The organism is Actinomadura harenae (genome assembly GCF_003696215.1).
Taxonomy (GTDB): domain Bacteria; phylum Actinomycetota; class Actinomycetes; order Streptosporangiales; family Streptosporangiaceae; genus Spirillospora; species Spirillospora harenae.
The window spans coordinates 56,482-80,550 of sequence record NZ_RFFG01000026.1; the positions used below are offsets into that span (position 1 = coordinate 56,482).

The following is a 24,069-nucleotide window of genomic DNA, read 5'->3' on the forward strand; positions in this document are numbered from 1 at the left end:
GACCAGCTGGCTCCCCGCCCCGTCGGCCGGAGCTCGCCACACCGGCGTCCGGCCCTGGCCTTGTCTTGTGAGAGGGCCGCACGAACGACGGACCGCTTCGGCGGTTCTCCCACCGGCGTCTCCCCCATTGGCAAATGCCTGTCTTCCCCCCCGCCCGAAGGGCCCACCTTCCCGGGCGTTGAGGCCGAGGCGCCAAGCAGGATGACCACGCCGGGCGCCGATATTCATCATCTGCCTAGGTAGATGGGGTGAAGAAGGGGGGAGAGAAGTTCGGGTCGGTGGTCGAACCCGTTGGTCGGCGTGCTCGCGCAGCCCGGGAGGGTGAACGAGGTCAGGCGGGTGTGCCAGTTGAAGCTGCCATTGGCCGGCTCGGCCTGGCGCCTTAGGGGGCGATCCGGTCCAGGTAGGTGTCGAGGGCCGCCTCGAGCTCAGCCGGGGCGAGTGTTCCCAGCGCTGAACCGGCCGCTCAACGCGCTCGGCGGGGCGGCGGGTTCCTGACGCGCACGGCGCTGCGGACGATTCCCGACGCCACCGGGCACGGCGGGCGTTCCTTACGCCCGACATGGCTGAGCTCCCTCTCCACTCCGACGGTGCGTCCGTCTTCCAGTCGCACCGTGGTCATGATCTTCGGACGCCGACCGGGTCCGGCGTCGCCGGGGCATCTCGCGCCCCGGCCGTCGACATGATCGGTGATGAAGACGCTCCCGGCCCCGTTGCTGCGGACGTCGTCCGGCCCGTGACGCTGCTCCCCGCCACGTCCTCGACCGACTCGTCCAGCGCCCTGGTGGGCGGTGTGGTGGCGTCGATACCGGTGGATCCTTCGCCTGCCGCGCGCGGCGTCGCCGGGGGTGAGCGGCCACGGGAGGAGTTGTCGGCCGGTGCCGCCGAGCGTATCCGGGAGTCCCTGGCCTCCAGCACCCGCACCGTGTACGAGCGGGAGTGGGCGGGATGGGTGCGGTGGTGTTACCTGACCGGGCACCAGCCGCTGCCCGCGAGCGCCGAGGCCCTGGCCAACTACCTCGATCACCTGTCCCGCCAGCCGACTCGGCGCGGCACGCCCCCGGCGCCCGGCACCCTGGACAAGGTGCTGGGTGCGTTGCAGGCGGTGCACAAGCTCGCTGGTGCTCCCGCCGACACCCGCTTGGCGCGGCTGGTGCTGCGCACCTACCGCCGCGAGCACGCCAAGGCGCGCCGCGCCGAATCCCTGCCGGTCCGGCGTCAGTCCCTGCCCATCGGCGACCGCCTGGTGGGCGTACTGATCGCCTCGCTTTTGAAAGCCGAGGAAGAGCAGGCGCTCCCCGCGGTGCGGGTGCGGCGAGACCAGTGCGCGCTGCTGCACAGCAAGACCGACCAGGACGCCGACGGCAGCATCCACCATCTGCCCAACCGATCGAACGCTGCGACCTGCCCGGTCCGGGTCACCCGCGCCTGGATCGCCGCGCTGGACAAGCAGCGCATCACCTCGGGGCCGTTGCTGCGCGGCGTGGACCGCAGCGGCCGCATCGCCGGAACCGCCGAGTACGCCGGGCCCAAGCACGTCGGGCGGCTGTCCGACCAGGCTCTCAACGACCTGCTCCGCACCGCGTTGGACCTGGCCGACAAGGACGAGTCCAACGGCTTCGTTCTCGCCGATCCACGGCGCTACAGCTGGCACGGGCTGCGCGCCGGGTTCGCCACCACCGCGGCTCGCAACAACACCGCCCCGGAGACCATCGCGCGCCACGTCCGCTGGACTTCGGTGGCGACCGTGATGCGGTACTGGCGCGACGGCGATGACCAGGTCAACACCCCGGTCGCCAAGTTCGACCTGTGACCTGCCCCGGCCGAGGGCGGTGGCCGTGGCGGGCGCAGGGGACGGTCCTTGTGCAGGGCCTGGGATGGCGCGATGAATAGGGGCGCGGTCGGGGGACGGGGTCGGGGTGCCCGCCGGACTCCGGTCCCTCTCTCCTCGTGTACCGCTGCCCAACGGGCGCGCCCGGGACGGCGGGCCGTTCGCCGGACGCGCCGCGCGAGACGATGAGTTCTGCCGGATCGGCCCTGGCGGCCGACTGGCGGAAGGGGCGCCTTCGGTGGGCGGGACGTCCTGGGGCATCCGCTGGACGTGGCGCGCCTGCAGCAGGCGGTGGACGTGCTTGCGGGTCCAGATGGTCTTGCCGCCGGGCGTGGGCACGCCAGCGGCGGTCAGCTTGATGCCGACGCCCTGAAGGCTGAGGCCCGCGCGGCGCAGCGCGAGCACCTCGGCGACCACCTCGGGCGGGCAGGACGGCGGACGCCCACGCCGTGCGCCTGGGGCCGACTCCGGCGGCGGGCTGCCCGAGGACGGGATCGGGGCGGGTTCCATCGTCACCGCGACCCGCGCCGCACCAGCTGACGAACGAAATCCAGTTGTGCTCTGAGCGCCTGCAAGTACAGGCGCGCCGTCGCCAGGTCCTGGCAGCGCAGCAGCGCGCGCAGGGTGAAGCCGAGGAAGATCAGGACCGCCAGGACGGCGCAACTGATCAGTGTGAGGACGACGCCGACGATCCAGCCCGCCATCGGGCCTGCCTCGGCGACCAGGCGAAGAAGCTCCGTGAGCACCTGCTGCTCTCCCCGTACTCGTGCGGGGAGAGCAGGAGCGTCACACCGCTGCCAGGCTCCTCCCCGCTATCTGGTCCAATAGCGATAGGGGTAGGGAGAGACCATCGGAGGGTTCACCACGCCGCCCGAAGCGGCGGACAGTAGCGAGCAGCACAGAGGTGAAGTCGGTCTGGTCGAAGACGCGGGTCAGCGCGATCAGCAGCAGCACCCGCAGGCGCCGCAGCAGAATCAGGACGCCGCTGAGGAACTGCCAGAGCGCCTCCAACGTGGCCTCGGCAACCTGCTGGCTCACCCGAACGCTCCAGCGCTCGACCGGCCTGTCGAGGGGCGGAGTGGCGACGTCCACGTTGGGCACTGGTGCGGACGGCCGGTGCAGCACGGTGATGCGGACCGGCGTCCACCCGGGCCGCCAAAACAGGCCGTCCCTCAATGCGTAGACCGCCTGGCCCATGGTGGCGCTGAACCCGGGCCAGCGCGCCGGTGCCGACCGGGCAGCGCAAATGGCCCTGGTACTGAGGGCGGAACGAGCGCCCGTCAGACCGGTCCGTGATGCGGCGTGCCTGACAACAGGCAGGCGAGAACGCTTCTTGGAACCGGGGACGAAGCAGGCGCCGAACGCCTCCTCTTTGAGGAGATCCCATAGCGCAACAGCCCACTCGAACAAGGCCGGATTGGCATCGATGCCTTCGCAGGAAAGGACGGGCGAACTGATCCGCAGGTCCTGCATGCCCACGAAGCCACTGGACCATGGCACCACGAGCTGGATCATGTCCTCACCCCCTGCCCTGGCGCTCCCTCTTTGGCTAGCTCTGTGTCAGCGACCCTAGCCGCAGCGCGCGTCCGGGCGCGCGCGGTGATTCGAACAGGTGTCCCCCTAAATCTCCCGACATGGTGCCCCGAACGTCTCCGTCTCCTGGCCCCGTCCGGCCGGACCAGCTCCCCCGCCTGTCGCCGCAACCAAGCTCGACCTCCGGTCGCCGGGAGGGTTCCTGCGCAGCGACAGAGTCTTCACGCCGTAGATTCCTTTAGGTGCGCGGGGTAAGAGAGGCTCCGTGGGCAGGACCGGCTGATCGGAGGCACGGGTCTCCTCCAGCAGGGGCAGCGGTTGCTGGAGCGTGCGCGGGCGATGCTTGACGAATGCGACTTCACCGCCCAGATCGGCGGTGATCTCCTGGTCGTGACGGCCGACCTTGGGATCGTCACGGCCTGGCTCGCGTACGACGCGGGCGACCAGAATCTCGCGCGGACCCTCTACAAGGACGCAGCGCTACTGGCCCAGTGCTCGGGAGACCCCGAGGTCCAAGTGCACTTGCACGCGAACATGGCGCAGCAGGCCACGTACCTCGCCCGGACGACGGGGCGGAAGGGCACAGCACGCGAGGCGCTCCGCTTTGCCCAGCAGGCCGAGGTCGCGGCCCGGCATCTGCCGTCCGCGACGTTGCAGGCGCTCATCGCACTCCGGCAGGCCCTCGCGCATGCCGAGCTCGGCGATGAGGTCGCATTCCGTCGAACAATCGGGCGGGCGCGCGACGAGGTCGACCGCGGCCGGCACGACTCCGATCAAAGCTGGACGCTGTTCGTGGGCCATTCGGAGATCACGGGCTATGAGGCGATCGGCTACGGCGCGCTCGGCCGGCCGGAGCGTGCCACGGGCCTGTACCGGCAGGTCCTGGAGCACGACCGGTCGCCCCGGGATCTGGCCTACTACCGTGCGCGGCTTGCCGGTAGCCTCACGCAAGTCGGGGACACCTCCGGCGCCATCGAGGAAGGGCTCGCGGTGCTCCCTGGGCTCATGGAGGGGACCATGACGTCCGGGCGGGTCCTGCGCGAGCTGCGACCCGTACGGGACGCGGCAGAGACCCGCGCCGAGGAGTTCCGCGAGCAGTACGACCGGGCCGAGGCCATGCTGGCCAGCGCGTAACGGAGGGGCGATTCAGTGGCTGTGACGTTCGAGCACTTCAACGGCGAACAGGCCCGTGCGCGGCGAGACGACGTCGCCGACATCCACCGCGACGCCTACAGCAAGAAGATCGCCGAGGGCGACCGGTTCGCCGCCGGTCAGGCGTTCATGAAGCGGTTCGACGCCTACACCGAACGCGACGGATTCGATCTGGTGATCGCCTATGAGGAAGGGCGTCCGGCCGGGCAGGCGTGGGGATGGCCGCTCCCTGCCGACACCGGCTGGTGGGGCGGTCTGCTGACGCCAGTTGAGCCGGGCTATCTGGACGAGGACGGCACACGCACGTTCGCCCTGTCGGAGCTGATGGTCCGGCAGGAGTCCTCCGGCCAGGGCGCGGGCCACAAGCTCCACAACGAGTTGCTGAACGGTCGACCCGAACAGCGTTGCACGCTGCTGGTGCGTCCCACGAACGACGCCTATGAGGCGTACCGGCGGTGGGGCTGGAAGACCATCGGGCAACTTCGCCCGAACATGCCTGACGCGCCGACGTTCGATGTGCTGATGCTCGACCTCCCGCTGTGATCTCCAGCTGAGGTACGCAGACCTCCGTCAGGTGAAGCATCCCCGCAAGCAGAACCACAACCTCACAGGACAGAACGGCTAGGCGTCATTGCCCGTTCGTACACAGGGCTCGTAGTGACGGCCCTCCCGCGCCTGGCATCCTCGCTAGCCTTGCTGCCCGTCCCCGAGTGGATCTGATCAAGGTCGGAGGAGATGCTGTGAAGGTCCTTATCGCCGGTGGAGCCGGCTACATCGGCAGCACGGTCGGGTCGGCCTGCTTGGACGCGGGCATCACCCCGGTGGTCCTGGACAGTCTTGTCCGGGGACGCCGTGAGTTCACCGGGGGCCGCGCCTTCTACGAGGGCGACATCGCGGACGGCGGGCTGGTGGATCGGGTCTTCGCCGAGCATCCGGACATCGCGGCCGTGGTCCACTGCGCGGCGCTGATCCTGGTGCCGGAGTCGGTCGCGAACCCGATCGGGTACTACGACGCGAACGTCGCCAAGAGCCTCGCCTTCGTCGGCCACCTGAACCGCAACGGCTGCGACCGTGTCATCTTCTCCAGCTCGGGCTCGATCTACCGGGCGGAGGACGGCTCGCCCCTCAACGAGGACTCACCGCTGGCGCCGCAGAGCCCCTACGCACGGACCAAGGCGGTGTGCGAGGGCATGTTCGCCGACATCGCCACCGCCGGTGGTCCGCGCGTGCTGTCGCTGCGATACTTCAACCCGGTCGGGGCCGACCCCGAGTTGCGTACCGGGCTCCAGCTCAAGCGGCCCAGTCATGCGCTGGGCGTGCTCATCCAGGCGCATCAGCAGGGCCGCCCGTTTCCGATCACGGGCGTGGACTGGCCGACGCGCGACGGCTCGGGCATCCGGGACTACGTGCACGTCTGGGATCTGGCCGCGGCCCACGTCGCGGCGATCGAACGCTTCGACTCCATCCTCACCGGGACGAAGCGCTCGATCGCGATCAACCTGGGAACCGGCTCCGGCACCACGGTCCGCGAGCTGTGCGCCGCGTTCAACAACGTGGTCGACACCCCACTGGACACCGTCGACGCCGACCCGCGGCCCGGTGACGTCGCCGGGGGCTACACCAAGAGCGACCGCGCGGCCGAACTGCTGGGCTGGACCCCCGGACTGTCCCTGGAGAGTGCGATCCGCTCCGCCCTGGACTGGATTCCCGTACGCGACAGGCTGCTGCGGGACTGATCTGGTCTCCCTCGCCTCGTTCCGGGCGAGTGCTCGAGACGTCGCTGATCGATGATGAGACATCGGCTGCCGAACCATGGGGTTGTGGATCCGCTGCTGCCCGTGTCGTGGCTCCTGCCAGGCTGGACGACGTTGGAACCGACCATTCCACCAACGGCGATGCAGTCCCCCGCCGTCGCCGGAGCTGATCCAGTCGCCGTGAGGCCGTCGGCCCGGCTTCTGCCTGAAAGCCAGTCGCGTTTCATCGCCGCCCCCCTCGAAGCCGAGGAACTGATCAGTGAGCTGGCCGCCCGCTCCCCCGGACCAGGTAGGCGAAGGTCGGTACTGACGTTCATGCGGCTGCAGCCTGCGACGTCAGTGCCACAAGATGCGATGTGCGTGGAGCCGGGCCACCACCAGGACGGTCATCGCGGCTCAGGCGAATGCGCGGGAGTGAGGGAGGGCGTGCCGCTGAAGCAGCGATCAGGACTTGTGGATCGGTTCCTGGAGGCCACGCGGAGGGCGTACCTTCCCGAATGATCCCCCTGATGGTCTCCGAGTAGGCCCGCGTTGCAGCGCGGGTCGGGAAGGCGCGCCCGTGCTGAGCGCAGTCACCGACGACCAGGACGAACTGCTCGCCTTCAACGGCTTCCCGGCCGAGCAGTGGATCCACCTGCGGACCACCAACCCCATCGAGTCGGCCTTCTCCATGGTCAAGCTCCGCACCGAGGTCACCTGCGGCGCCGGAAGCCCGGCGGGCGCGCTTGCGATGGTGTTCAAGCCGGCCGAGTCCGCCCCGGCGCGACGGCGCGCGGTCACCGGAGCCCACCTGGTGTCCCTGGTCCGCGCGGGCGCCCGATTCGAGAACGGCGTCCTGGCCGAGCGGTCCGAGGTTGCGGCGTGAACGCCGACGACATCCTGCAGAACCCGGACGAGCACGTCCGCTTCGCGGCCTACCTCGGCAGGCTGGGGCGTGTTGCCGATCCGGATGAGGTCGACCTGGTGGGCCGCGTGCTCACCGATCCGGACCAGGCGATGGCCCAGTCCGCGGTGCTGCGGCACCTGGACCGTCGAGCGGCCGGCCTCTACCCCGGTCCCGCTTACGAGGGGTGGGCGCGGGCGATGACCCGGGCCGTGACCGACCGCCCCTTCCTGACTCAGCGCCTGCGGGAGTGGACACTGTTCCGCGCCGTCACGCTCAAGCTGCCCTGGCAGCCGGACGAACTGCTCGCGTCATCCAACTGGCTCCAGCTCATGACCGCCGCCGGGACCAACACCGAAGCCATCGGGATCCTCGCCGAAGCCGGCCGCACCAAGCGGATCCGCAACACCGCAAAGGCCACCCTCAGCCACCCCAGCGAGAGCTGAAATCAGCTCACCCACACCACTCTTGACCATTGCTCTTGCCGCTGTTGGGGGTCAAGGAACATTCATGCCAGATCGTGCGCTAAGGCCAGACGGTCTCCGGAGGCCGTTGACCTGGGCTGATCGTGGGCTCCAACCTTCGCGGGTCGATGTTGTCGATCTTCGGAGGGCCGTTGTGGCGGTCGAGTTTCTGACGGATGAGCAGGCGTCCCGGTACGGGGCGTTCTACGGTGCCCCAGCACGGGCGGAGTTGGAGCGGTTCTTCTTCCTGGACGACGCGGATCGGGAGAAGGTGCAGGCGAAGCGGCGGGCGCACAACCGGCTGGGCTTCGCGGCGCAGCTGACGACGGTGCGCTTCCTGGGGCGTTTCATGCCGGACCCGCGGCAGGCGCCACACGAGGTGGCGGAGTACCTGGCCGAGCAGGTGGGGATCGCGGACGCCTCGGTGACCGCGGCGAGCCCCGGTTGAGGGACCTGCCGGTGAAGATCGCGGCGCTGCTGATCGTGCACGGCTGCAACGTCGGCTTCACCCCGGTGGTCGGCGGCGCGGACACCCTCAAGTACGGGCGGCTGTCGCACGTGGACCAGACGTACCTGCGGATGGAGACCTGCCGGCAGGCCAACTCGGCGCTGATCGGCGCCCAGGCGTCGATCCCGCTCGCGCAGGTCTGGGGCGGCGGCCTGGTCGCCTCGGTCGACGGCATGCGCTTCGTCGTGCCGGTGCCCTCGGTGTACGCCAGGCCGAACCCGGAGTACTTCGGCGCCTCCACCGGCGGCGGCGGGCGCCGGTCCGGGGCGACGTGGCTGAACCTGATCAACGACCAGGCCGCAGGGCTCGGCGGGAAGGTCGTGGCCGGCACCCCGCGCGACTCCCTGTACGTGCTGGACGTCCTCTACGACCGCGACAGTGGCCGGCGCCCAGAGATGGTGGTCACCGACACCGCCTCGTACTCCGACATCGTCTTCGGCTTGCTCACCCTGGCCGGGTTCACCTACGCCCCGCAGCTGCCCGACCAGAAGCTGTGGCGCATCGACCGCACCGCCGACTACGGCGCCTTCAACCTCGTCGTAGATCTGGACCCATTCAGCACGGCTGGTGATGTTCAACTCCAGGGCGCCGGGCCAGGTCAGGGTGACGTTCACGCCGTCGGGCATCCCGAAGCAGTCGTCCCAGGGACCGGGCTTGGGGTCGATGTGGCGGCCGGTGGGCAGGTGGTCCTCGCCGCGTTCCTCCTGCCACTCGGCGTTGAAGGCGAGCTGGACGTCGTCGCCGGTATTGATGTGGCGAGCCGTTGCGTGGTTGGGCTGGTCGTCACGCTGGAGGCGCCGTCGGCGCTGTCGGTCGGGCTGTGTCTGGCGCACATGGTCACCGACAAAGGGGCCCGGCTGGAGCGGCTTGGCGCGGATGCGGTCTGGCCGATGTCGGGGAAGCCGCGGGAGGTGTTCACCGACAACGCGGCGGAATTCCACGGTGAGGCGCTGCGGCGGGGCTGCGAGCAGCATGGCATCAAGCTGGAGTACCGGCCGCCGGGGATGCCGCATTTCGGCGGCATCGTCGAGCGGGTGATCGGCACGATGATGCAGATGGTGCACCAACTGCCGGGCACCACCTTCTCCAACCCGGCCGAGCGCGGCGATTACGACAGTGACGCCTCGGCTGTCCTGACGTTGGCCGAGCTGAACCGGTGGCTGGCGCTGGCGGTGGCGGTCTACCACGGCCAGATCCACGGCACTCTGGGGCAGACTCCGGCCGGCCGCTGGGAGCAGGGGATTGCTGAGGACGGCCGTCCGGTCACGGTGGCCAGCGAGCTGGCCTTCCTGGTCGACTTCCTGCCGGTGTTCCGGTGGGCGCTGACTCGGACCGGTTTCCAGCTCGACCACGTTCAGTACTACAGCGACGCGCTCAAGCCGTGGATCGCCTGCCGGGAACGGTTGGACAAGTTCGTGTTGCGCCGTGATCCGCGTGACATCTCCCGGATCTGGGTGCTGGATCCCGACGGTACGGCGTACGTGCAGGTGCCGTACCGGACGCTGTCACGACCGCCGATCAGCGCCTGGGAGAACAAGGCCGCAACCGACCGGCTCCGTGAGCAGGGCCGTGCCCAAGTGGATGAGAATTCCCTGTTCCAGATGGTGGAGCAGATGCGGCGTCTCACCGAGGAGGCCGCTGCCAAGACCCGCGGAGCCCGCCCGCCGGGACCTGGAGCGCCGTCGCCAGACGCCACCCTCCCCTGCCCCAGCCGCGGTACCGAGTCCTCCCGCCCCCGGCGATGCTGCGGCGGCTGCGGGTGGCGGCCGAGCCGTTCGAGGTGATCGAGCAGTGGTGACCTCGGATCCAGGCGCGGGGCCGCCTGGTGCTGGCGCGATGGAACCGACCGATCCGGTGCTGGAGGCGGAGCTCGTGGCGGCCGAAGATCTGTCGCATCTCCACCAGGCCGCGCAGCAGATCGCCCGGCTGCCGGCTGGTGAGCGGCCGGCGTATCTACGGGCGGACCGGTGGATCGGCTACACCCGCGCCACCGAGGCCCTGGCCCGGCTGGAGGCGCTGCTGGCGTGGCCGGCCAAGCAGCGGATGCCGAACCTGCTGCTGCTCGGGCCTACTAACAACGGCAAATCGGTGATCATCGAGAAGTTCCGTCGCGCTCATCCGCCGGTCTGGCATCCGGACTGGGAGGAGATCCCGGTGCTGACGGTGCAGATGCCTTCGGACCCGAAGGTGTCGCGCTTCTACACTGCTTTGTTGACCGCGCTCGGAGCGCCGCTGCGTCCCGGTCAGCGGCTGGCCGAGTTGGAACAGCTGACACTGCGGCTGCTGCGCCAGACCGGGGTACGCGTGCTGGTGATCGACGAGCTGTACAACACGCTGGCCGGTCACGGCACCGCCCGCCGGGAATTCCTCAACCTGCTGCGGTTCCTGGGCAACGAGCTGAAGATCCCACTGGTCGGCGTCGGTACCAGGGACGCCTATCTGGCGATCCGCTCCGACGACCAGCTGGAGACCGGTTCGCCCCGTTCGTGCTGCCCAGCTGGAAGCCCGATGAGCAGGCGTGCAAACTGCTGGCCAGCTTCGCCGCGGCGTTCCCGCTGCGCCGCCCCTCCCTCATCGCCACCCCGGACATGGCTGAGTATCTGCTGACTCGTAGCGAGGGACGATCGGGGAACTCACCGCCCTGCTCACCGAGGCGGCCGTGGGCGCGATCGAGTCCGGGGAGGAAGCGATCAGCCAGCGGACCTTGCTCCTGGCCTCCTACGCGGGCCCGACCCAGCGGCGGGCGATGTTCGAGCGCGAACTCGCATGAACTCCGGCGCCGGCCGCGCCAGGCGGTGGCCACTGCACCCACCACCCCACCCGGGCGAGGCACTGACCTCCTGGCTGCATCGCCTCGCCCAGCCCTACGGCCTTTCGGTCCGACAGCTGGTCGAACACAACCTCGGCCCGGCCTCTGCCCTGCTTCCCGCGCCCGGCTCCAGGACTGGTTCCGCGGCCGATGACCTGGACTGGGCCCCGGCCGCCCCGGTCCTGCAGGCCGTCGCGGCGCGGACCGGCGTGGCGCTGGCAGACATACGCCTGATGACGATCGCCGGGTGGGTGCCATGGCTGGCCGACACTCTGGACCCCGACGAGGGCCCGGAGGCGTTCCACACCTACGCCCGCCAAGACTCGGTGCTACTCGGCCGCGGCGAGGCCGGCGCCAACGTGGTCGGGCGATGGCTGCCCTGGCTGCCTGCCGAACCGCCGACCCGGCACGCGCCCAGCCGCCTGTGCCCGCTGTGCTACGCCGACCTTGGCCGGGGAACCCTGCTCACCGCCACCGTCGCGCTGATGCGGTCCTGCACCGAGCATCGCTGTCAGCTCGAAGACCGCGACGACGTCGCCTACGCCACCTGGAAGGGGGGCGCTTCCCCTCAGCACGCCCGCGATCACGTCCTGGCCATGGACGACCTCACCCACCAGGGCCTGACCACCGGCACCGTCACCCTGCCCCGCAGGGCCGTCCACGTCGGGGTCTGGCTGCGGATGCTGCGCACCCTGCTGGACGAGGTCAGCATCTCCACCTCCAAGGTGCGCCGCTGCTCAGCCACCGCGCTCGAACTGATCTGGGACACCGCCGGCTATCCCCGCCGAGCGGGCCTTAAGGTCTGGCGGCCCTACGAGTCACTCGACCTCCTACGCCAGGGAAGGATGCTGGAGGCCGCCGCGACTGCGCTCCACCTCATCGGCACCGGGCAGATCACCGCCCAGGGCACCCTCGGCCACCTGCTCACCATCCAGCCGCACCAGCACGTCTACGACGGCGAGCCGCCGCCCCCACCACAGGCCGTCTATGACGAGGCATGGGAGAAGGTCGTGCAGTACTTCGCCTCCCTGGAACGGAAGGTGCCCGCGTCGCCCCGAGGAGTCCTCGCCGCCTTCACCGAGCCCTGCCGGACACTCGAGGACTTCGACCGCAACCGGCAACTTCTGATCACCATCGGTTTCAACGCTGCCGCCCTGCCCGACGCCCGCCGCCTCGGCCTGCTGCCCAGGCCACCGGGGCACCCTTCTTGCTGACATCGGTGAGAGGTCCGCTTGGGGAAGCTGGGTTGAGAATCCCGCCACCCCTGTCGATCATGAGCTCGTGACTGCGGCCGTTGACGAATCATGGAATCGCATTGTGGCCTGGCTCGCGCGACACGCACCCAGGTCGGCGGAGCTTCTTGGCGGGCCGGCTAGCGCCGCAGACCTGGCAGAGGCGCAAGAAGCGGTGGGCGCCGAACTGCCTGGCGACCTGGTGCACTGGTGGCGGCGGGCCGACGGGACCACGCGACCCGGCCGAGGGCGCGACCTGTACCTGATCCCGCGCTTCTATCCGTGCAGCATCCAGCAGGCCCTGCGCAGCCGCCGGATTTGGTGGCAGGTCTGGCACGACGACACGATCGAGCGGGGATGGCTGGCGGAGGAGGACTTCCTCGGTGCCCAGGCCGGCCCCGCAGGGAGCAAGGCCGGGATGTGGCTTCCGGGCTTTTTGCCCATCGCCGGCGGTGTCGGTGGGGAGACCCTGTTCGTCGATCTGCGGACCGGGCCCCTGCACGGATGCGTCCGCGAGTTCGACAAGGTCTTCACCGACCTGGAGCCGCGGTGGGCCGGGATCGCCGACATGCTGGCCGAGGTCGCCGACGCGCTGGAGAACCACACCCCACTCGACGGGCTCCGCCCTCACGTGCCGCAGGACGGCGTTCTGTACTGGGACCGAGGTATCCAGTGACCTTCACAAGGACCGACAGGGGTGTGTCCGTTAGGGGAACGCTCACCGGACACCCGCGACCACCTCGTTCGCGAGATCGCGACCTGCGGCGACGCCGTCTCACATAGGTGGTCCGCGAATGTGTCCGGTGAAGGGGGCCTAAACGGTACGCTGCGCGGGTGGGAGAACTGATCGGCTACGCCCGGTGCTCGACCGTGCTGCAGGACCTGACCGCACAGACCGAGATCCTCATCGGACTCGGCGTCCCCGAAGACCGCATTTATCTCGACAAGGGACTCACCGGCACCAACCGGGAACGGCCCGGCCTCGACCAGGCCCTCGCGGCCGTCCGAGCCGGCGACACCTTCGTTGTCCCGAAGCTGGACCGCCTCGCACGGTCGGTGCCCGACGCCCGCGACATCGGCGACGCCCTCGTGACCCGCGGCATCCGGCTGTCGCTCGGCGGGAGTATCTACGACCCGGCCGACCCCATGAGCAAGATGTTCTTCAACATGCTGGCGGTGTTCGCCGAGTTCGAGGCCGACCTGCTCAAGATGCGCACCCGCGAGGGCATGGCCATCGCCCGCGCCCGCGGCAAGCTCAAAGGCCGCCAACCCAAACTCACCGCACGTCAACAGGCCGAGCTGGTCCGCATGCACGCCACCGGCGACTACACCATCGCCGAGCTGATGGAGGTGTTCTCCATCGGCCGCGCCACCGTCTACCGCGTTCTGGACCGTGCAGTCGGCGCAGCATCCAGTCCCGGCCCGGAAGGACAGTGAGATGGCCGAGCTGAACGAACGTCAGGCCGACGCTCTCCTGCAGCATGTCTTCGGCACTAACGATCGCCCCATCCCAGACCTCGATCCCGACAACGCCAAAGCGATCCAGCGCTACGTCAATGCACGAGGCCTCAAACCCCGATACCTCAAGCTCATCGGCGGCCGGTTCGAAGCGTGGGACCGCCGGTTCCGCAACGCCCTCCTGCGGGACGCCCGAAAGATCAGCAACCCCGACCTCGATCGGCTGCTGTCCTGCGGCTGGCGGCCACGCCTGACCGCCGCATGGCTGATCGGCATCGACCGCCGCGAGCGCTATCGCTCGGTCCTCGGCGATCTCCTCCTGGAAAGCGCCGGTCCCTACGCGGGCCAGGGCTACTGCTTCGCCCTCGCCAGATTCGGCCAGAGCGAGGACGCCGACATCCTGGCGGCCTACCTGGACCGCTACCTACCGCAGACAGACTGCTTTTACGACCAAGGCCCGGCGATCGGGGCCCTTCTCCACCTCGACGAGCGACGCGGCACCCACCGAGCCGACCGCTTCACCGGCAGCCTCTGGCAGTCATCCGCATTCGCCGACCAGGATCCCGCCGCCCACCACCAGGCGATCGCACGACTGTGCACAGCCGTCGACACGGCAGTCCGAGACCAGGCTGGGCAGACCACTTCTGACACCACTGCACAGGACTCCTGAAATCGACAGGACACCTTAGCGACCTGCACCGATACCGTCCTGAAAACCCCGTCCAGAAAGTCGCGCCAACTTCGGGGATCAGGTCACGTTCGGGAGCGACCGAGAGCCCGACGGGATACCGCTAATTTCTGCACTCAGCCTCCTCGCGGGCCGCCCAGCGGCCCATCCGCGCATGGGCGACAGCGGTGTCGGTCTACTCGCCCCTGATGAGGAGCGCGCGGCGGATGGCCGAGATGACCGGCTGGGTGCCCAGCTATGTGGAGGCGTGCGGGCAAGGGCCGCTGTGGGATGGGGTGATCCGGTCATGGCTTGCATTGCGTTCCGCTGCCGCCGCTGTTGGCGCTGGTAGAGAAGGAGTGGGTGTTGCCAACGGCTACTCCCTCGCAGCGTCCGGTGAACGCGGACCACCGCAGGGCGGCGGTGAACGACTTCGGGCTGGCGTACTCCGGCACCCGGTCGTAGGGCGGCACGTCAACCGACACCAGGCCCGAGGTGGTCCACGCCGAGCGGGCGACGTCGGCCTTGGTGAAGACGTGGTGGCCCACGGTGTTGTGGAGTTGGTCGTTGAGGTAGATGTCGCCTCCGGACACGTCGGCCGATGATGGGCCGCGCCCGGGATTCTGATCTCCAGAGCGCCAGTGGACCTCGGCGTAGACACGGCGGCAGCTCGGGATCCAGGCAAGGTACAGGTCGCCTACGGGGCGGGCGTGGTCGTTGCCGGGGGCCTTGACGCTGATCGGGACCGACGGGCCGAGCATCTGGCGGACGCCGTCGTTGCAGGACGGCCATACCGGCACCGCGGCTGCACGGACGGTCTCGGGCTGCTTGGTCGTGTCGGCGCGGCGGTCTTGCCCTGGCGCCAGCACAGCGACGACGGTCAGCGTGATCGCGATGGCGGCAAGGCCGACTGCGGCGAGGCCAAGGAAGCGACCACTTATGGCGGAGAGGGAGTCGGCGGCCTTGCCCCGCCGGGTGATCTTTTCCGTGATGTCTGGTGAAAGCCGCACTGTGCCGTCGTAGTCCGGCGCGAGTTGACTGAGAATCGCGGAGACGCTTGGTCGTTGGGCGGGATCCTCGGCCAAGCAGTCGGTGATCAGGGTGATGAGGTCGTCCGGCAGGCTGCCCGGCAGGGTGGCGAGGTCGGATGCGCCAGAGGCGACCTTCTCGGAAGCTTCCTTCTCAACACCTTCGTGGTCAGGGCCGACATGGGGAGCGGAGGGGTTACGGCCGGTGGCGGCGAAGACCAGCACACGCCCGAGCGAGTACACGTCGCCGGCCGGGCCGACGGGTTCACCGCGCGCGTGTTCGGGAGACATGTAGGCCGGGGTTCCGAAGTCGGTTCCGGTCGTGGTGCGGACGTCCAGGGCGCGGGCGATGCCGAAGTCGATGACACGGACACCACCGTCGACAGCCAGGATCACATTGCTGGGCGTGATGTCGCGGTGCACCAGCCCACACTCGTGGATATGGGCGAGAGCGTCGGCGAGCCCGGCGCCGAGATCCTCGATAGCCTCCGCCGAGAACGGCCCGTGTGCGTGAACGGCCTCCTGCAGCGAGAGGCCGGGGATGTAGGCGGTGGCAACCCAGGGTGGGGTATCAGCGAGGCCGGTGTCGACGACGTGAGCAGTGTAGAACCCGCCGACCTTGCGGGCCGCCTCGACCTCCTGCTCGAAGCGCTGACGGAACTGCGGGTCATCGGCCCATGATTGACGGACCAGCTTCACCGCGACCAGGCGGCCGCCCCGGTTCCGCCCCAGGTACACCTGCCCCATGCCACCGGCACCGATGCGCCCCCGAAGACGATACGACCCCACCCTGCCCGGATCAGTTGGCTCCAGCGGATCCACATCCAGATTCAGGTCCACGGGCATCCTCCAGGCAGACACACATCCATGTTCGCCATGCCAACCAGAGCATGTCAGGGCGTTCACGGACGTGGAAGCACCGCACTCGGCGATCGACCAGAAGCACTTGGTACAACCGCCGCGCCACAGGCCCAGTTCCCTGCGCGTCATGCTCATCGACGAGCGGTCGAGGATCGGCTTGACCACGTGACGTTCGTGCCCCACCGCCGACAGGGTGGAGCGGCAGTCCCTGACCGGAACCAGGCTCGAGCACCGAATCGGGGCGGGAGCCTGGGGCGCTGGCAGCCGAGCAGTCGTAGGTGTGCCGTGCGGGGCGAGAAGGCCGATGCGGTGCTCTCCAGTGACGTCCACGACGTGTCGCACGGCGGTCCCGCTTTCTGGGCGGCGGCGGGCGGCGTGGGAACCGGGTTGCTCGCCGAGTCGTGGGCCAGGCGCGTGGTCAGTCCGTCCGGATCTCCGCGCCGCTGCGCGCCTGCCCGGGTGCCAGCGGTGCAACGGTCCTCGGTCGCCAACGCCCTCGGGTCGGGGATCGCGATGCTGCTGCCGGCGCAGGTCGGGACACATGTGCTGCCGATGCCGGTATCCGGGGCGGCCGCCGACAGGATCCCCCACCGGACCCTGTTGGTCGGGCCGTTGCTGGCGTTCGGAGCGATCGGCGCCGCCCAGACCGCGCTGGTCGTGACGGGGGCGGCGATGGTCGCTGCTCGGGTCGGTGACGTTCGTGGTGTCCTCGTTCATCGTTCCCCGCCCAAGAAGGCATCGTCCGGTCGCTGGTGAGCGGGTTCGGCCTCGAAGTAGAGGCGGACGCCTGGTTCGGATTCTGAGGCACGTATGGCAATGCGTTGGTATTGCCCGAGTTGGATGGCGCGTGATGGTCAACCCGGCCTTGGACGGAGCGCCGACCGCAGTGCGCATCCTCAGCGCCCAGGCACTGTCGACCAGGACTTCACCGTAGCTCTGCTGGCCTCGCTCTGGAGACCTTGTAGGCGACGAGCGCCAACACTGACCGGTGGGGCCAGCTGAACGGCGACCTCCTCGGCCGGTCCATCCAGGCAGGCGACACCCTCTCTACTTCCCATGCCTGCGCGCTTTCAGGTCTGAGGCGACGATCGGTGTCGGCCCATGCGGCGGGTTCCACGGCCGCCTGGCGGTGTCCGACGCCAGGCGGCCCATGCCGCCCGAGAACGCAGCCCCCGCTTCGGGGTGCTGAAGCAGCGAGGGACGGCCAGCTGGCGTTGTCAGTGAGCCTGGTTAAGGTGCGGCCCTGTGAACGCTACTGAGCTTGAGCATCGGCACCGGATGATGTCCGACTGCATCCCGCCATATCTGGTTTCGCGTCTGCTGGAGCTCGGCCACCACGAGCAGGTGGCAGATCAGGCCGGCCGAGGAGAATGGTTCTGCGCGTACGAGTGGGCTCAGCTGCTTGGCGAGCAGGGGCGCCAGGAACAGGCCCTGGAGGTGCTGGCCCCGTATGCGGCAACCGGATGGTGGCGGGCGGCCAAGGAGACGGCCGAGCTGCTGGAGGAATGGGGCCGCGGCGAGGAAGCGATCGCGTTGACCCTCCCCCATGCCGAGGCCGGAGACCGGAACGCACTGGAGTTCGTCGGACGGCTGCTGGCCCGGCACGGGCGCGCCGACGAAGGACTCACCCTGCTGGCCCCGCACATCGACGACTGGTATCTGGCCGCTGCCATGGCCCAGGCCACCCAAGCCACGGGCCGAGCCGACGACGCCGCGAAACTACTGGAGGCGTGCATCCAGGCGGGTGAGCGCTGCCGCTGTGGTTCACCGACGTGCCTGCACGTCGAGATCCGGCCGTCCAATGCGATCGAACTGCTCGCCGGGATCCGCGAACGCCAGGGCCGGATCGACGAGGCCATCGCGGTGCTCCACACCCGCGAGTCCACCTCGATATCCGGCCGCGACCAGCTGGCTGACCTGCTGGCCCGGCACGACCGGATCACCGAGCTACGCGCCTACGCCGCCGCCAGCCCCTCGGACGACGCCACCCGATGCCTGGCCGAGCTACTGGAGGCGCGCGGTGACCTGAACGGCGCGATCGCGTTGTACCCGCAGCAGCCTGAGGCGTCGACCGCCCGCCGCATCCACCACGCGGTGCAGCTCGCCCAGCTCCTGGCCCGGCACAACCGAGGTCAGGAGGCCATCGAAGTGCTGCGCCCTCTGGCCGACACCCCCGACGGTAGCGACGACTGCATCGTGCCCATGATGTGCAAGTTGTTCGCCGACCACGGCCGCGCCGCCGACGGACTGGCTTACCTCGACGCGGCCGAGGCACGCCTCCTCGACGAGGAAGGCGACTTCATCGGGCTGCGCCTGTGGCTGATGAGCCAATGCGGCCGACACGACGAAGCGATCGAACTCGCCCGAGCCCACCCTGACGCCGATACGTGGCGCGTCGCCGACGCAGTCGCTGCTGTCCTGGTCGACGCTGGCCGCACCGAGCAGGCCATCACCGTTCTCCAGGCCCAACTGCCTGCCACCAGCAGCACTCTGGCGTGGCTGCTTCTCGACCTCGGCCGAGTCCACGACGCGATCACCACCGTTCAGCGACCAGCGGCCCCACCCGGCCGCTCCGAATCAAACCCCGCCCCGGGTTCAAACCCCGGAGAACTCCTGTGAACAGCAAGTACACCTGCGACAAAGCTATGAACCCGCCCTACGACCACATGCACAACGTCGAGGAACTGCGGTGCGGCTACGTCGTGGATCGACCTGCGGGGATCGCCCCCCTGTTCGTCGCCAGGATCGCCACGCTCGAGTTCAACTCGCCTCGGCCGCCGGATGTACGGGGCACCCGTATGAACGCCACGTGATCACCCCGCTCACCGCCGCTCTCCTCGCCGAGCTGGGTAGCGCCTGCATGGACGCACGAAGATCGCCTTGCGGCCTTGGAGTGCCACGGTCTGAGGCCGCTCGCGGGCGGCTTCCAGAACCACGTCTACGCCTGGGACGACCCTGATCATGGCCCCATCTGCATCAAGCTCTACGCCAAGGGCAACCACCGCCGCCGCGTCGACCGCGAGTGGGCGGCCCTGACCCTGCTCGCCGAGCACGGGGTCAGGGGTGTCCCCCGCCCGCTGTGGCTCAACAGCAACGAGAACGTCCCCGCCATCGGCATGACGCTGCTGAACGGCACGCCGCTCCTGGACAGCGCCGACCACCAGGCCGCCCTCAGGGGCCTCGCCCACACCACTCGTCGCCTGCAGCAGGTGCCCCTGTCCGGGTTGCTCGCCGACCTCGAGCGTGTCGACTCGGTCCCCCGTTACATGAAGCGTCTCACCGGCAGTTGGCCGGCGCTCCTGGCAGACGATGAGGACGGTCCCCTGACTCCGGCCATGAGGGCTCTGCTCACCGCCTGGCACGACAGTGGCGACGCCGAACTCCTGAGCCAGACCACGGCCCCAGGGGTGTTCTCCCGCGGAGACTCCAACCTGCTCAACTGGCTCCGCGACGGTGACACTTCGCCCTGCGTCGACTTCGAGTACAGCGGGCACAGCACGAAAGTCTTCGACGCCGCGGACCTGATCGAGCACATCAGCGCCCGTGAGATCCCCGACAGCACCTGGATCGTGCTGCTGCCCGACCTGGGAGTCACGCCCGGCGACCGGCACCTGTTCCTGGCCGCCCAGCGCACCTGCGCCCTGCGCTGGCTGGCGGTGCTGTGGAAGCAGCGCCGCATCCGCACCGCCGAGTTCGACGCCCAGCACGCCCGTGTTCGGCTGCTGCAGCGCCACGACAACCTTGAACAACGTCCTCGGAGGTGGCCCGGTCACCGACCACCACCACGGCCCCCTGGTGGTGGCGAGAGGAGGTTCATGCTGGTGGCTAAGCAGGCACTGAACCCGCCCCGGGCCTTTACAAAGTAAGGTATATGCCGGTGGATGTGAGGGGAGCCTCGAGACACGCGTGCCTCGACGGTGTCTCCCGCCGTCGCCGGGGCACAGGCACAGGTCCACTGACCGCCCGCCGATACCGGGGTTGCAGGGCTGACCGATGGGAGCGTGTGCCGCGGCTGGCGTCGGTGGTCGTCCCCCTGGGGGCCCGGCCATGCCACCGGGGCCTCCGCTCCCCCATCCGCCATCACCCAACGGCCCTGGTCAGATCACGATCACGCGGGTGTGCTCAGGGGCTTGGTGGTGCTGGTGGCGTTGACGAGTGCGGTGGCGGCCGGGTGCCAGGGTCGGTGGGGTGGTCCGGTGAGGACCAGGGTGCGTTCGAGGTGCTGCCGGAGCGGGACGAGGACCAGTTGCGGGTCGATCATCGCCAAGGTGAGGCCGGGCACGATGGAGACGCCGATGCCGGCCCGGACCATGGCCAGCAGGGTTCCCAGCTCGCGTACGCGGTGGGTCGGAGCGAGCGGTGTACCGGCGCGGCGGAACAGTTCCTGAATGTGTCTCTCGCAGCCGCCCTGTGAGAGGAGGAAGGGGTCGTCGTCGAGGTCGGCGACGTCGATCGCGGGTTCGCCGGCGAGCGGGTGGTCGCGGTGCAGGACCGCCTGGAAGACGTCGCGTCCGATGGGTGTGCCCGGGCCTGGGGGCGGGTCGACGAGGACGGCGAGGTCCACGGTGTTCCTGGTGAGCCAGTCGGCGACTTCGTCGTCCTCGCCTTCGAAGAGGGCGATCTCCACGCGGGGGAAGTCGGCCTTCCAGCGGATCATCAGTCCGGGCAGCAGGCCTTGGCACACGGTCGGCGGGGCCGCCAGCCGGAGTGATCCGGCGGGGAGTCCGTCGCGTTGTGCGGCCAGGTCGCAGATGGCGGCGGTGGCCGCGATCGCGGCGTGGGCGTGGGCGAGGATCCGGTCGCCGAACGCGGTCGGCTGCGGGCGCCCGTGCCGGGTCAGCACGGGGCTGCCGAGCGCGCGTTCCAGCGTGGCCACGGAGTGGGAAACGGCGGATTGGCTGACCCCGAGCGCGTCGGCTGCGGCGCTGAAGCTGCCTTCCTCGGCCACCGTGAGGAAGGCGCGGAGCTGCGGCAAGCTGATGTTCATGAGCCTTCCTCATGGGGCGCGCGTGCTTACTTGTTGGACTCATGATGGCAGGTGTCCGCAGGATGCGGCCTGTGCTGAACACGTTCCGATGGATGCCCGGCTTCGTCGCCCTGTCCGCGATCTGGGGGGCCAGTTTCGCGTTGATCAAGGTGGCGGTCGACGCCGGGGTGGCCCCGGCGTGGGTCGCGTTGTGGCGGTGCCTGTTCGGCGCCCTGGCTCTCCTGGGGATCTGCGCGATCCGCCGGACCTGGCCGCCTCGCGAACCTGTGCTGTGGGGGCACGCGCTCGTGGTGGCGGCGTTGCTCAATGCCGTGCCGTTCACGCTGCTGGCCTACGGGGAGACGCAGGTGAGTTCGGTGCTGGCCGGGATCTGGAACGCGACGACGCCGCTCGCCACGATGATGTTCGCCGCTGCTCTGGTGCCGCAGGAGCGGCTCACCGGGCGGCGTCTGTTCGGCCTGCTGACCGGGTTCGCCGGGGTCCTCGTCGTCCTCGGGGTGTGGCAGGGCATCGAAGGCGGCACTGTCGCCGGTGCGTTGGCCTGTCTGGCGACGACCATCTGTTACGGGGCGGGCTTCGCCTACACCCAGCGGTTCTTCTCCGGGCACGGCGCCTCCGCGGCCGGGTTGTCGGCCATGCAGATCGGGTGCGCGACGGCCGAACTGGCCCTGCTCACCCCGCTCATCAGCGGCGCGCCGACCTGGCCGGGCCCACGCGCCGGGGCGGCCCTGCTGGTCCTCGGCGCCGCGGGCACGGGGGTCGCCTACGTCCTCAACCTCGCGGTGATCCGCAGCGCCGGTTCGACGGTCGCGGCCACGGTCACCTACGTGGCCCCGTTGTGGTCCACGATGCTCGGGGCGACGCTCCTGTCCGAGCCGATCGGCTGGAACACGGCGGCGGGCGGCCTCCTGATCCTCGCGGGCGTGGTCATCGCTCGGGCACCCCGGCGCGCGGCGGTACCGCGGGACGAGCGGCCGCGCGTCCCCGCCACCGGTGGTCGTGCCTGACCTCCCGGCGAGACGTCCGCGGACACGACCGGTTTCCGGACGAGGAGTCTGTACGGGACCGACCTCCCGTGACAGCCGCTCCTCCCCCTCCCGGTCGGCGGTGGAGTCGGAAGCGGCGATCTGGGCGTAGTGGTCCCGCGTCGTCGGCCCTGCCGCGCCTGGCAGTAGGCGAGTGGGGTGAGGGGCAGAGCAGGCCCCGGTTGCCGTACTACTTGGCCGGTTCCGGCTACCCGGCCCCAGGCCCATCGAAGCAGGAGATCGATATACCTGTCGCAGCGGACAGCGGCGGCGGGCCCGGTCCGCACCGCAAGCTGATAGGAGCCTCGGCATGGCGCACCACGTCTCCGGTCTGGGTATCAGCCCCACGAGCATGGACCCCAGGAGCCACATCACCGACCTCTACGTTTTCCAGAAGCCGGGCGATGTGAGCAAGACCATCCTGGCGGTCGACGTCAATCCGACCTCGCCGATCACCGACGACGCCGTCGACCACGAGTCGGTCTACGAGCTCGGTGTGGACACCGACGGCGACGCGGTCACCGACATCGCCTTCCGCGTCCGCTTCTCCCCCGTGCGGGACAACGGACAGACCGCGAGCGTGCAACTGGCGACCGGCCGGGACGCCGCCGCCGACCTCGACGCAGGGGACACGATCCTTGCCGACGCGCCGGTGACCTTCGGCTCCGAACCGCAGGTCACCGCGGACGGCGGCTTCAGGTTCTTCGCCGGGCTCCGCAGCGACCCGTTCTTCGCCGACCCGGTCGGCGCGACCGACAAGTTCCAGTGGACCGGCAAGGACTTCTTCGCCGACAAGAACGTGTTCGGCATCGTGCTGGAGGTCCCCAACAGTGCGCTCGGCCCGAACCCCCGGGTCGGTGTCTGGGCCAGGGTCCTGGTCCCCCATGACGGCCGGCTCGTCCAGGGCGACCGGGCCGGGCGGCCCGGGATCGACAACAACTTCAACCAGGACGACGACGACAAGCGGGTCTGGAACCAGCAGGAGCCGTCTCACGATCGCGAGAGATTCCTCGGCAAGTTCACCCACGTCTTCGAGCACGCCGGTCACCCCGCCGACCGGGCCGCCGCTCTCGCGGAAAGCCTGCTCCCCGACCTCCTCACCTACGACTACACCAGCGGCGAAGGATTCCCCAACGGCCGCAACCTCACCGACGACGTCATCAACATGGGCATCGCCCAGCTGAGCGGCGGCGCCGTGCCCCACGACGGGCTGCGGCCCCACACCGACCTTCTCGCCGACTTCCCCTACCTGGGGAACCCGCACCAGCACGGCTGACATGAGCAAGCCGACGCCTTCCCAGTGAATGGGACCCATCGCGTCCCTTCCGAGCCGGTCACACGGACGTCACCCACGCACGTACCCCGCGGTGCTCGGCAGGGCCGCGTAGAGCGGGCGGGCCGGGGAAACCCACCCTGAGCAATCACGGGCTGGGCGCCCCGGCCCGCCCCGAGCCGCTACCCCACACCCCGACTCCGGCCGACCCGCAAGGAGGCCCCGGACGGCCGACCGCGACCCCGGCCACATGCCGGACCGTGACGGTCTTGGCGTTGTCGGTCAGCAGATACGTCGGCGCGGCCCCGATCCACCGGAGCGTGGTGTCCAGACACGCGATCACACGCCCCAGCGACTCGTCCCAGGACGGCGCCACCACCCGGAAGTCCCGGGACTCGGGTCCGTGCCACCGGCCCCAAAGTAGGTTGGGTGACACGGACCCGAGTCCCGGGCCGTGGGGACCGCGGCCAAGGCGGCGAGTGCCCCGGGCCTCGCGGACTGCAAGCTGGGCTACGGCCAGACCACCCCCGAGGGAGCCGTCCTCCACATCAGGAGCTCGTACTACAAGTGCGTCAACGGGACGCTCCAGAGGCTGTGACGCGGG

At 69.6% G+C, this 24,069-nt stretch carries 24 protein-coding genes and 2 pseudogenes; 21 read left to right on the forward strand and 5 right to left on the reverse strand.

The genetic code is table 11. The features are described from left to right. Positions 1-682: 682 nt before the first annotated feature. A complete protein-coding gene (locus EBO15_RS16710) occupies positions 683-1,813 on the forward strand; it encodes a site-specific integrase (protein WP_147481525.1) in 1,131 nt (376 codons plus the stop codon). Positions 1,814-2,343: 530 nt separating this feature from the next. Here the strand turns inward: EBO15_RS16710 and EBO15_RS16715 are convergent. After that, positions 2,344-2,577 (reverse strand): hypothetical protein, encoded by a 234-nt coding sequence (locus tag EBO15_RS16715; protein ID WP_122195320.1) that lies wholly within the window; start codon positions 2,575-2,577, stop codon positions 2,344-2,346. 40 nt (positions 2,578-2,617) lie between these two features. Next, a complete protein-coding gene (locus EBO15_RS16720) occupies positions 2,618-3,346 on the reverse strand; it encodes a hypothetical protein (protein ID WP_122195321.1) in 729 nt (242 codons plus the stop codon). A gap of 336 nt (positions 3,347-3,682) precedes the next feature. On the opposite strand from EBO15_RS16720, the gene EBO15_RS16725 reads away from it, so the two are divergent. From EBO15_RS16725 to EBO15_RS16790, 13 genes and pseudogenes are all read left to right on the forward strand, one after another. Next, the gene (locus tag EBO15_RS16725) at positions 3,683-4,498 is read left to right on the forward strand and encodes a hypothetical protein (protein WP_122195322.1); all 816 of its coding nucleotides are present in this window, start codon (positions 3,683-3,685) and stop codon (positions 4,496-4,498) included. Positions 4,499-4,513: 15 nt separating this feature from the next. Further along, on the forward strand, positions 4,514-5,059 hold the full coding sequence (locus EBO15_RS16730) for a GNAT family N-acetyltransferase (RefSeq protein WP_122195323.1): 546 nt from the start codon (positions 4,514-4,516) through the stop codon (positions 5,057-5,059). Between the two features lie 197 nt (positions 5,060-5,256). Further along, positions 5,257-6,252, forward strand: coding sequence for a UDP-glucose 4-epimerase GalE (gene galE, locus EBO15_RS16735; protein ID WP_122195324.1), 996 nt, complete (start codon positions 5,257-5,259; stop codon positions 6,250-6,252). 589 nt (positions 6,253-6,841) lie between these two features. Then, a pseudogene (locus EBO15_RS16740) lies at positions 6,842-7,135 on the forward strand (IS256 family transposase); the annotation flags it as partial. Further along, positions 7,132-7,599 carry a hypothetical protein gene (locus EBO15_RS16745; protein ID WP_122195325.1) on the forward strand — a complete coding sequence of 156 codons (468 nt, stop codon included), beginning with the start codon at positions 7,132-7,134 and terminating at the stop codon, positions 7,597-7,599. The pseudogene EBO15_RS16740 and the gene EBO15_RS16745, both read left to right, overlap by 4 nt. Positions 7,600-7,663: 64 nt before the next feature. After that, positions 7,664-8,065, forward strand: a complete 402-nt coding sequence (locus EBO15_RS16750) for a DUF4158 domain-containing protein (RefSeq protein WP_233616243.1) — start codon at positions 7,664-7,666, stop codon at positions 8,063-8,065. Beyond that, a pseudogene (locus EBO15_RS46085) lies at positions 8,038-8,664 on the forward strand (Tn3 family transposase); the annotation flags it as partial. The gene EBO15_RS16750 and the pseudogene EBO15_RS46085, both read left to right, overlap by 28 nt. A 516-nt stretch (positions 8,665-9,180) precedes the next feature. Further along, on the forward strand, positions 9,181-9,909 hold the full coding sequence (locus EBO15_RS46090; RefSeq protein WP_325051912.1) for a Mu transposase C-terminal domain-containing protein: 729 nt from the start codon (positions 9,181-9,183) through the stop codon (positions 9,907-9,909). 52 nt (positions 9,910-9,961) lie between these two features. After that, positions 9,962-10,732: a TniB family NTP-binding protein gene (locus EBO15_RS16770; protein ID WP_233616244.1), complete on the forward strand. Its 771-nt coding sequence runs from the start codon at positions 9,962-9,964 to the stop codon at positions 10,730-10,732. Between the two features lie 159 nt (positions 10,733-10,891). After that, the gene (locus EBO15_RS16775; RefSeq protein WP_122195327.1) at positions 10,892-12,148 is read left to right on the forward strand and encodes a TniQ family protein; all 1,257 of its coding nucleotides are present in this window, start codon (positions 10,892-10,894) and stop codon (positions 12,146-12,148) included. 103 nt (positions 12,149-12,251) lie between these two features. Beyond that, positions 12,252-12,842: an SMI1/KNR4 family protein gene (locus tag EBO15_RS16780; protein ID WP_267898412.1), complete on the forward strand. Its 591-nt coding sequence runs from the start codon at positions 12,252-12,254 to the stop codon at positions 12,840-12,842. Between the two features lie 158 nt (positions 12,843-13,000). Then, positions 13,001-13,603 (forward strand): recombinase family protein, encoded by a 603-nt coding sequence (locus tag EBO15_RS16785; protein WP_122195329.1) that lies wholly within the window; start codon positions 13,001-13,003, stop codon positions 13,601-13,603. A 1-nt stretch (position 13,604) separates the two neighbouring features. Beyond that, entirely contained in the window at positions 13,605-14,294 is a 690-nt protein-coding gene (locus tag EBO15_RS16790) for a DUF6000 family protein (RefSeq protein ID WP_122195330.1), read from the forward strand. A 302-nt stretch (positions 14,295-14,596) separates the two neighbouring features. On the opposite strand, the gene EBO15_RS44220 is transcribed toward EBO15_RS16790, so the two are convergent. Then, on the reverse strand, positions 14,597-16,159 hold the full coding sequence (locus EBO15_RS44220) for a serine/threonine-protein kinase (RefSeq protein ID WP_158628256.1): 1,563 nt from the start codon (positions 16,157-16,159) through the stop codon (positions 14,597-14,599). 306 nt (positions 16,160-16,465) lie between these two features. On the opposite strand from EBO15_RS44220, the gene EBO15_RS44225 reads away from it, so the two are divergent. The 4 genes from EBO15_RS44225 to EBO15_RS16810 all read left to right on the forward strand — a co-directional run bounded on the left by EBO15_RS44225 (position 16,466) and on the right by EBO15_RS16810 (position 20,046). Further along, complete coding sequence (locus EBO15_RS44225; protein ID WP_158628257.1) at positions 16,466-16,936, forward strand: hypothetical protein; 471 nt, start codon at positions 16,466-16,468, stop codon at positions 16,934-16,936. Between the two features lie 489 nt (positions 16,937-17,425). After that, positions 17,426-18,799 (forward strand): tetratricopeptide repeat protein, encoded by a 1,374-nt coding sequence (locus EBO15_RS16800; RefSeq protein ID WP_199744589.1) that lies wholly within the window; start codon positions 17,426-17,428, stop codon positions 18,797-18,799. Continuing rightward, positions 18,796-18,993: a hypothetical protein gene (locus EBO15_RS16805; RefSeq protein ID WP_122195332.1), complete on the forward strand. Its 198-nt coding sequence runs from the start codon at positions 18,796-18,798 to the stop codon at positions 18,991-18,993. Before EBO15_RS16800 ends, EBO15_RS16805 begins: the two co-directional genes overlap by 4 nt. Positions 18,994-19,068: 75 nt before the next feature. Further along, positions 19,069-20,046, forward strand: coding sequence for an aminoglycoside phosphotransferase family protein (locus EBO15_RS16810; RefSeq protein WP_122195333.1), 978 nt, complete (start codon positions 19,069-19,071; stop codon positions 20,044-20,046). A 242-nt stretch (positions 20,047-20,288) separates the two neighbouring features. On the opposite strand, the gene EBO15_RS16815 is transcribed toward EBO15_RS16810, so the two are convergent. Continuing rightward, on the reverse strand, positions 20,289-21,167 hold the full coding sequence (locus tag EBO15_RS16815) for a LysR family transcriptional regulator (protein ID WP_122195334.1): 879 nt from the start codon (positions 21,165-21,167) through the stop codon (positions 20,289-20,291). A gap of 71 nt (positions 21,168-21,238) precedes the next feature. Between EBO15_RS16815 and EBO15_RS16820 the strand changes: the two genes are divergently transcribed. Then, positions 21,239-22,174 (forward strand): DMT family transporter, encoded by a 936-nt coding sequence (locus tag EBO15_RS16820; protein ID WP_233616245.1) that lies wholly within the window; start codon positions 21,239-21,241, stop codon positions 22,172-22,174. Between the two features lie 328 nt (positions 22,175-22,502). Beyond that, positions 22,503-23,468: a DUF4331 family protein gene (locus EBO15_RS16825; protein ID WP_122195336.1), complete on the forward strand. Its 966-nt coding sequence runs from the start codon at positions 22,503-22,505 to the stop codon at positions 23,466-23,468. Between the two features lie 145 nt (positions 23,469-23,613). Here EBO15_RS16825 and EBO15_RS47070 read toward each other — a convergent pair whose 3' ends face one another. After that, positions 23,614-23,844 carry a hypothetical protein gene (locus tag EBO15_RS47070; protein ID WP_147481526.1) on the reverse strand — a complete coding sequence of 77 codons (231 nt, stop codon included), beginning with the start codon at positions 23,842-23,844 and terminating at the stop codon, positions 23,614-23,616. Positions 23,845-23,919: 75 nt separating this feature from the next. Here EBO15_RS47070 and EBO15_RS44230 point away from each other — a divergent pair, with 75 nt between their 5' ends. Further along, positions 23,920-24,063: a hypothetical protein gene (locus tag EBO15_RS44230; protein WP_158628258.1), complete on the forward strand. Its 144-nt coding sequence runs from the start codon at positions 23,920-23,922 to the stop codon at positions 24,061-24,063. The last annotated feature ends 6 nt before the right edge of the window (positions 24,064-24,069 follow it).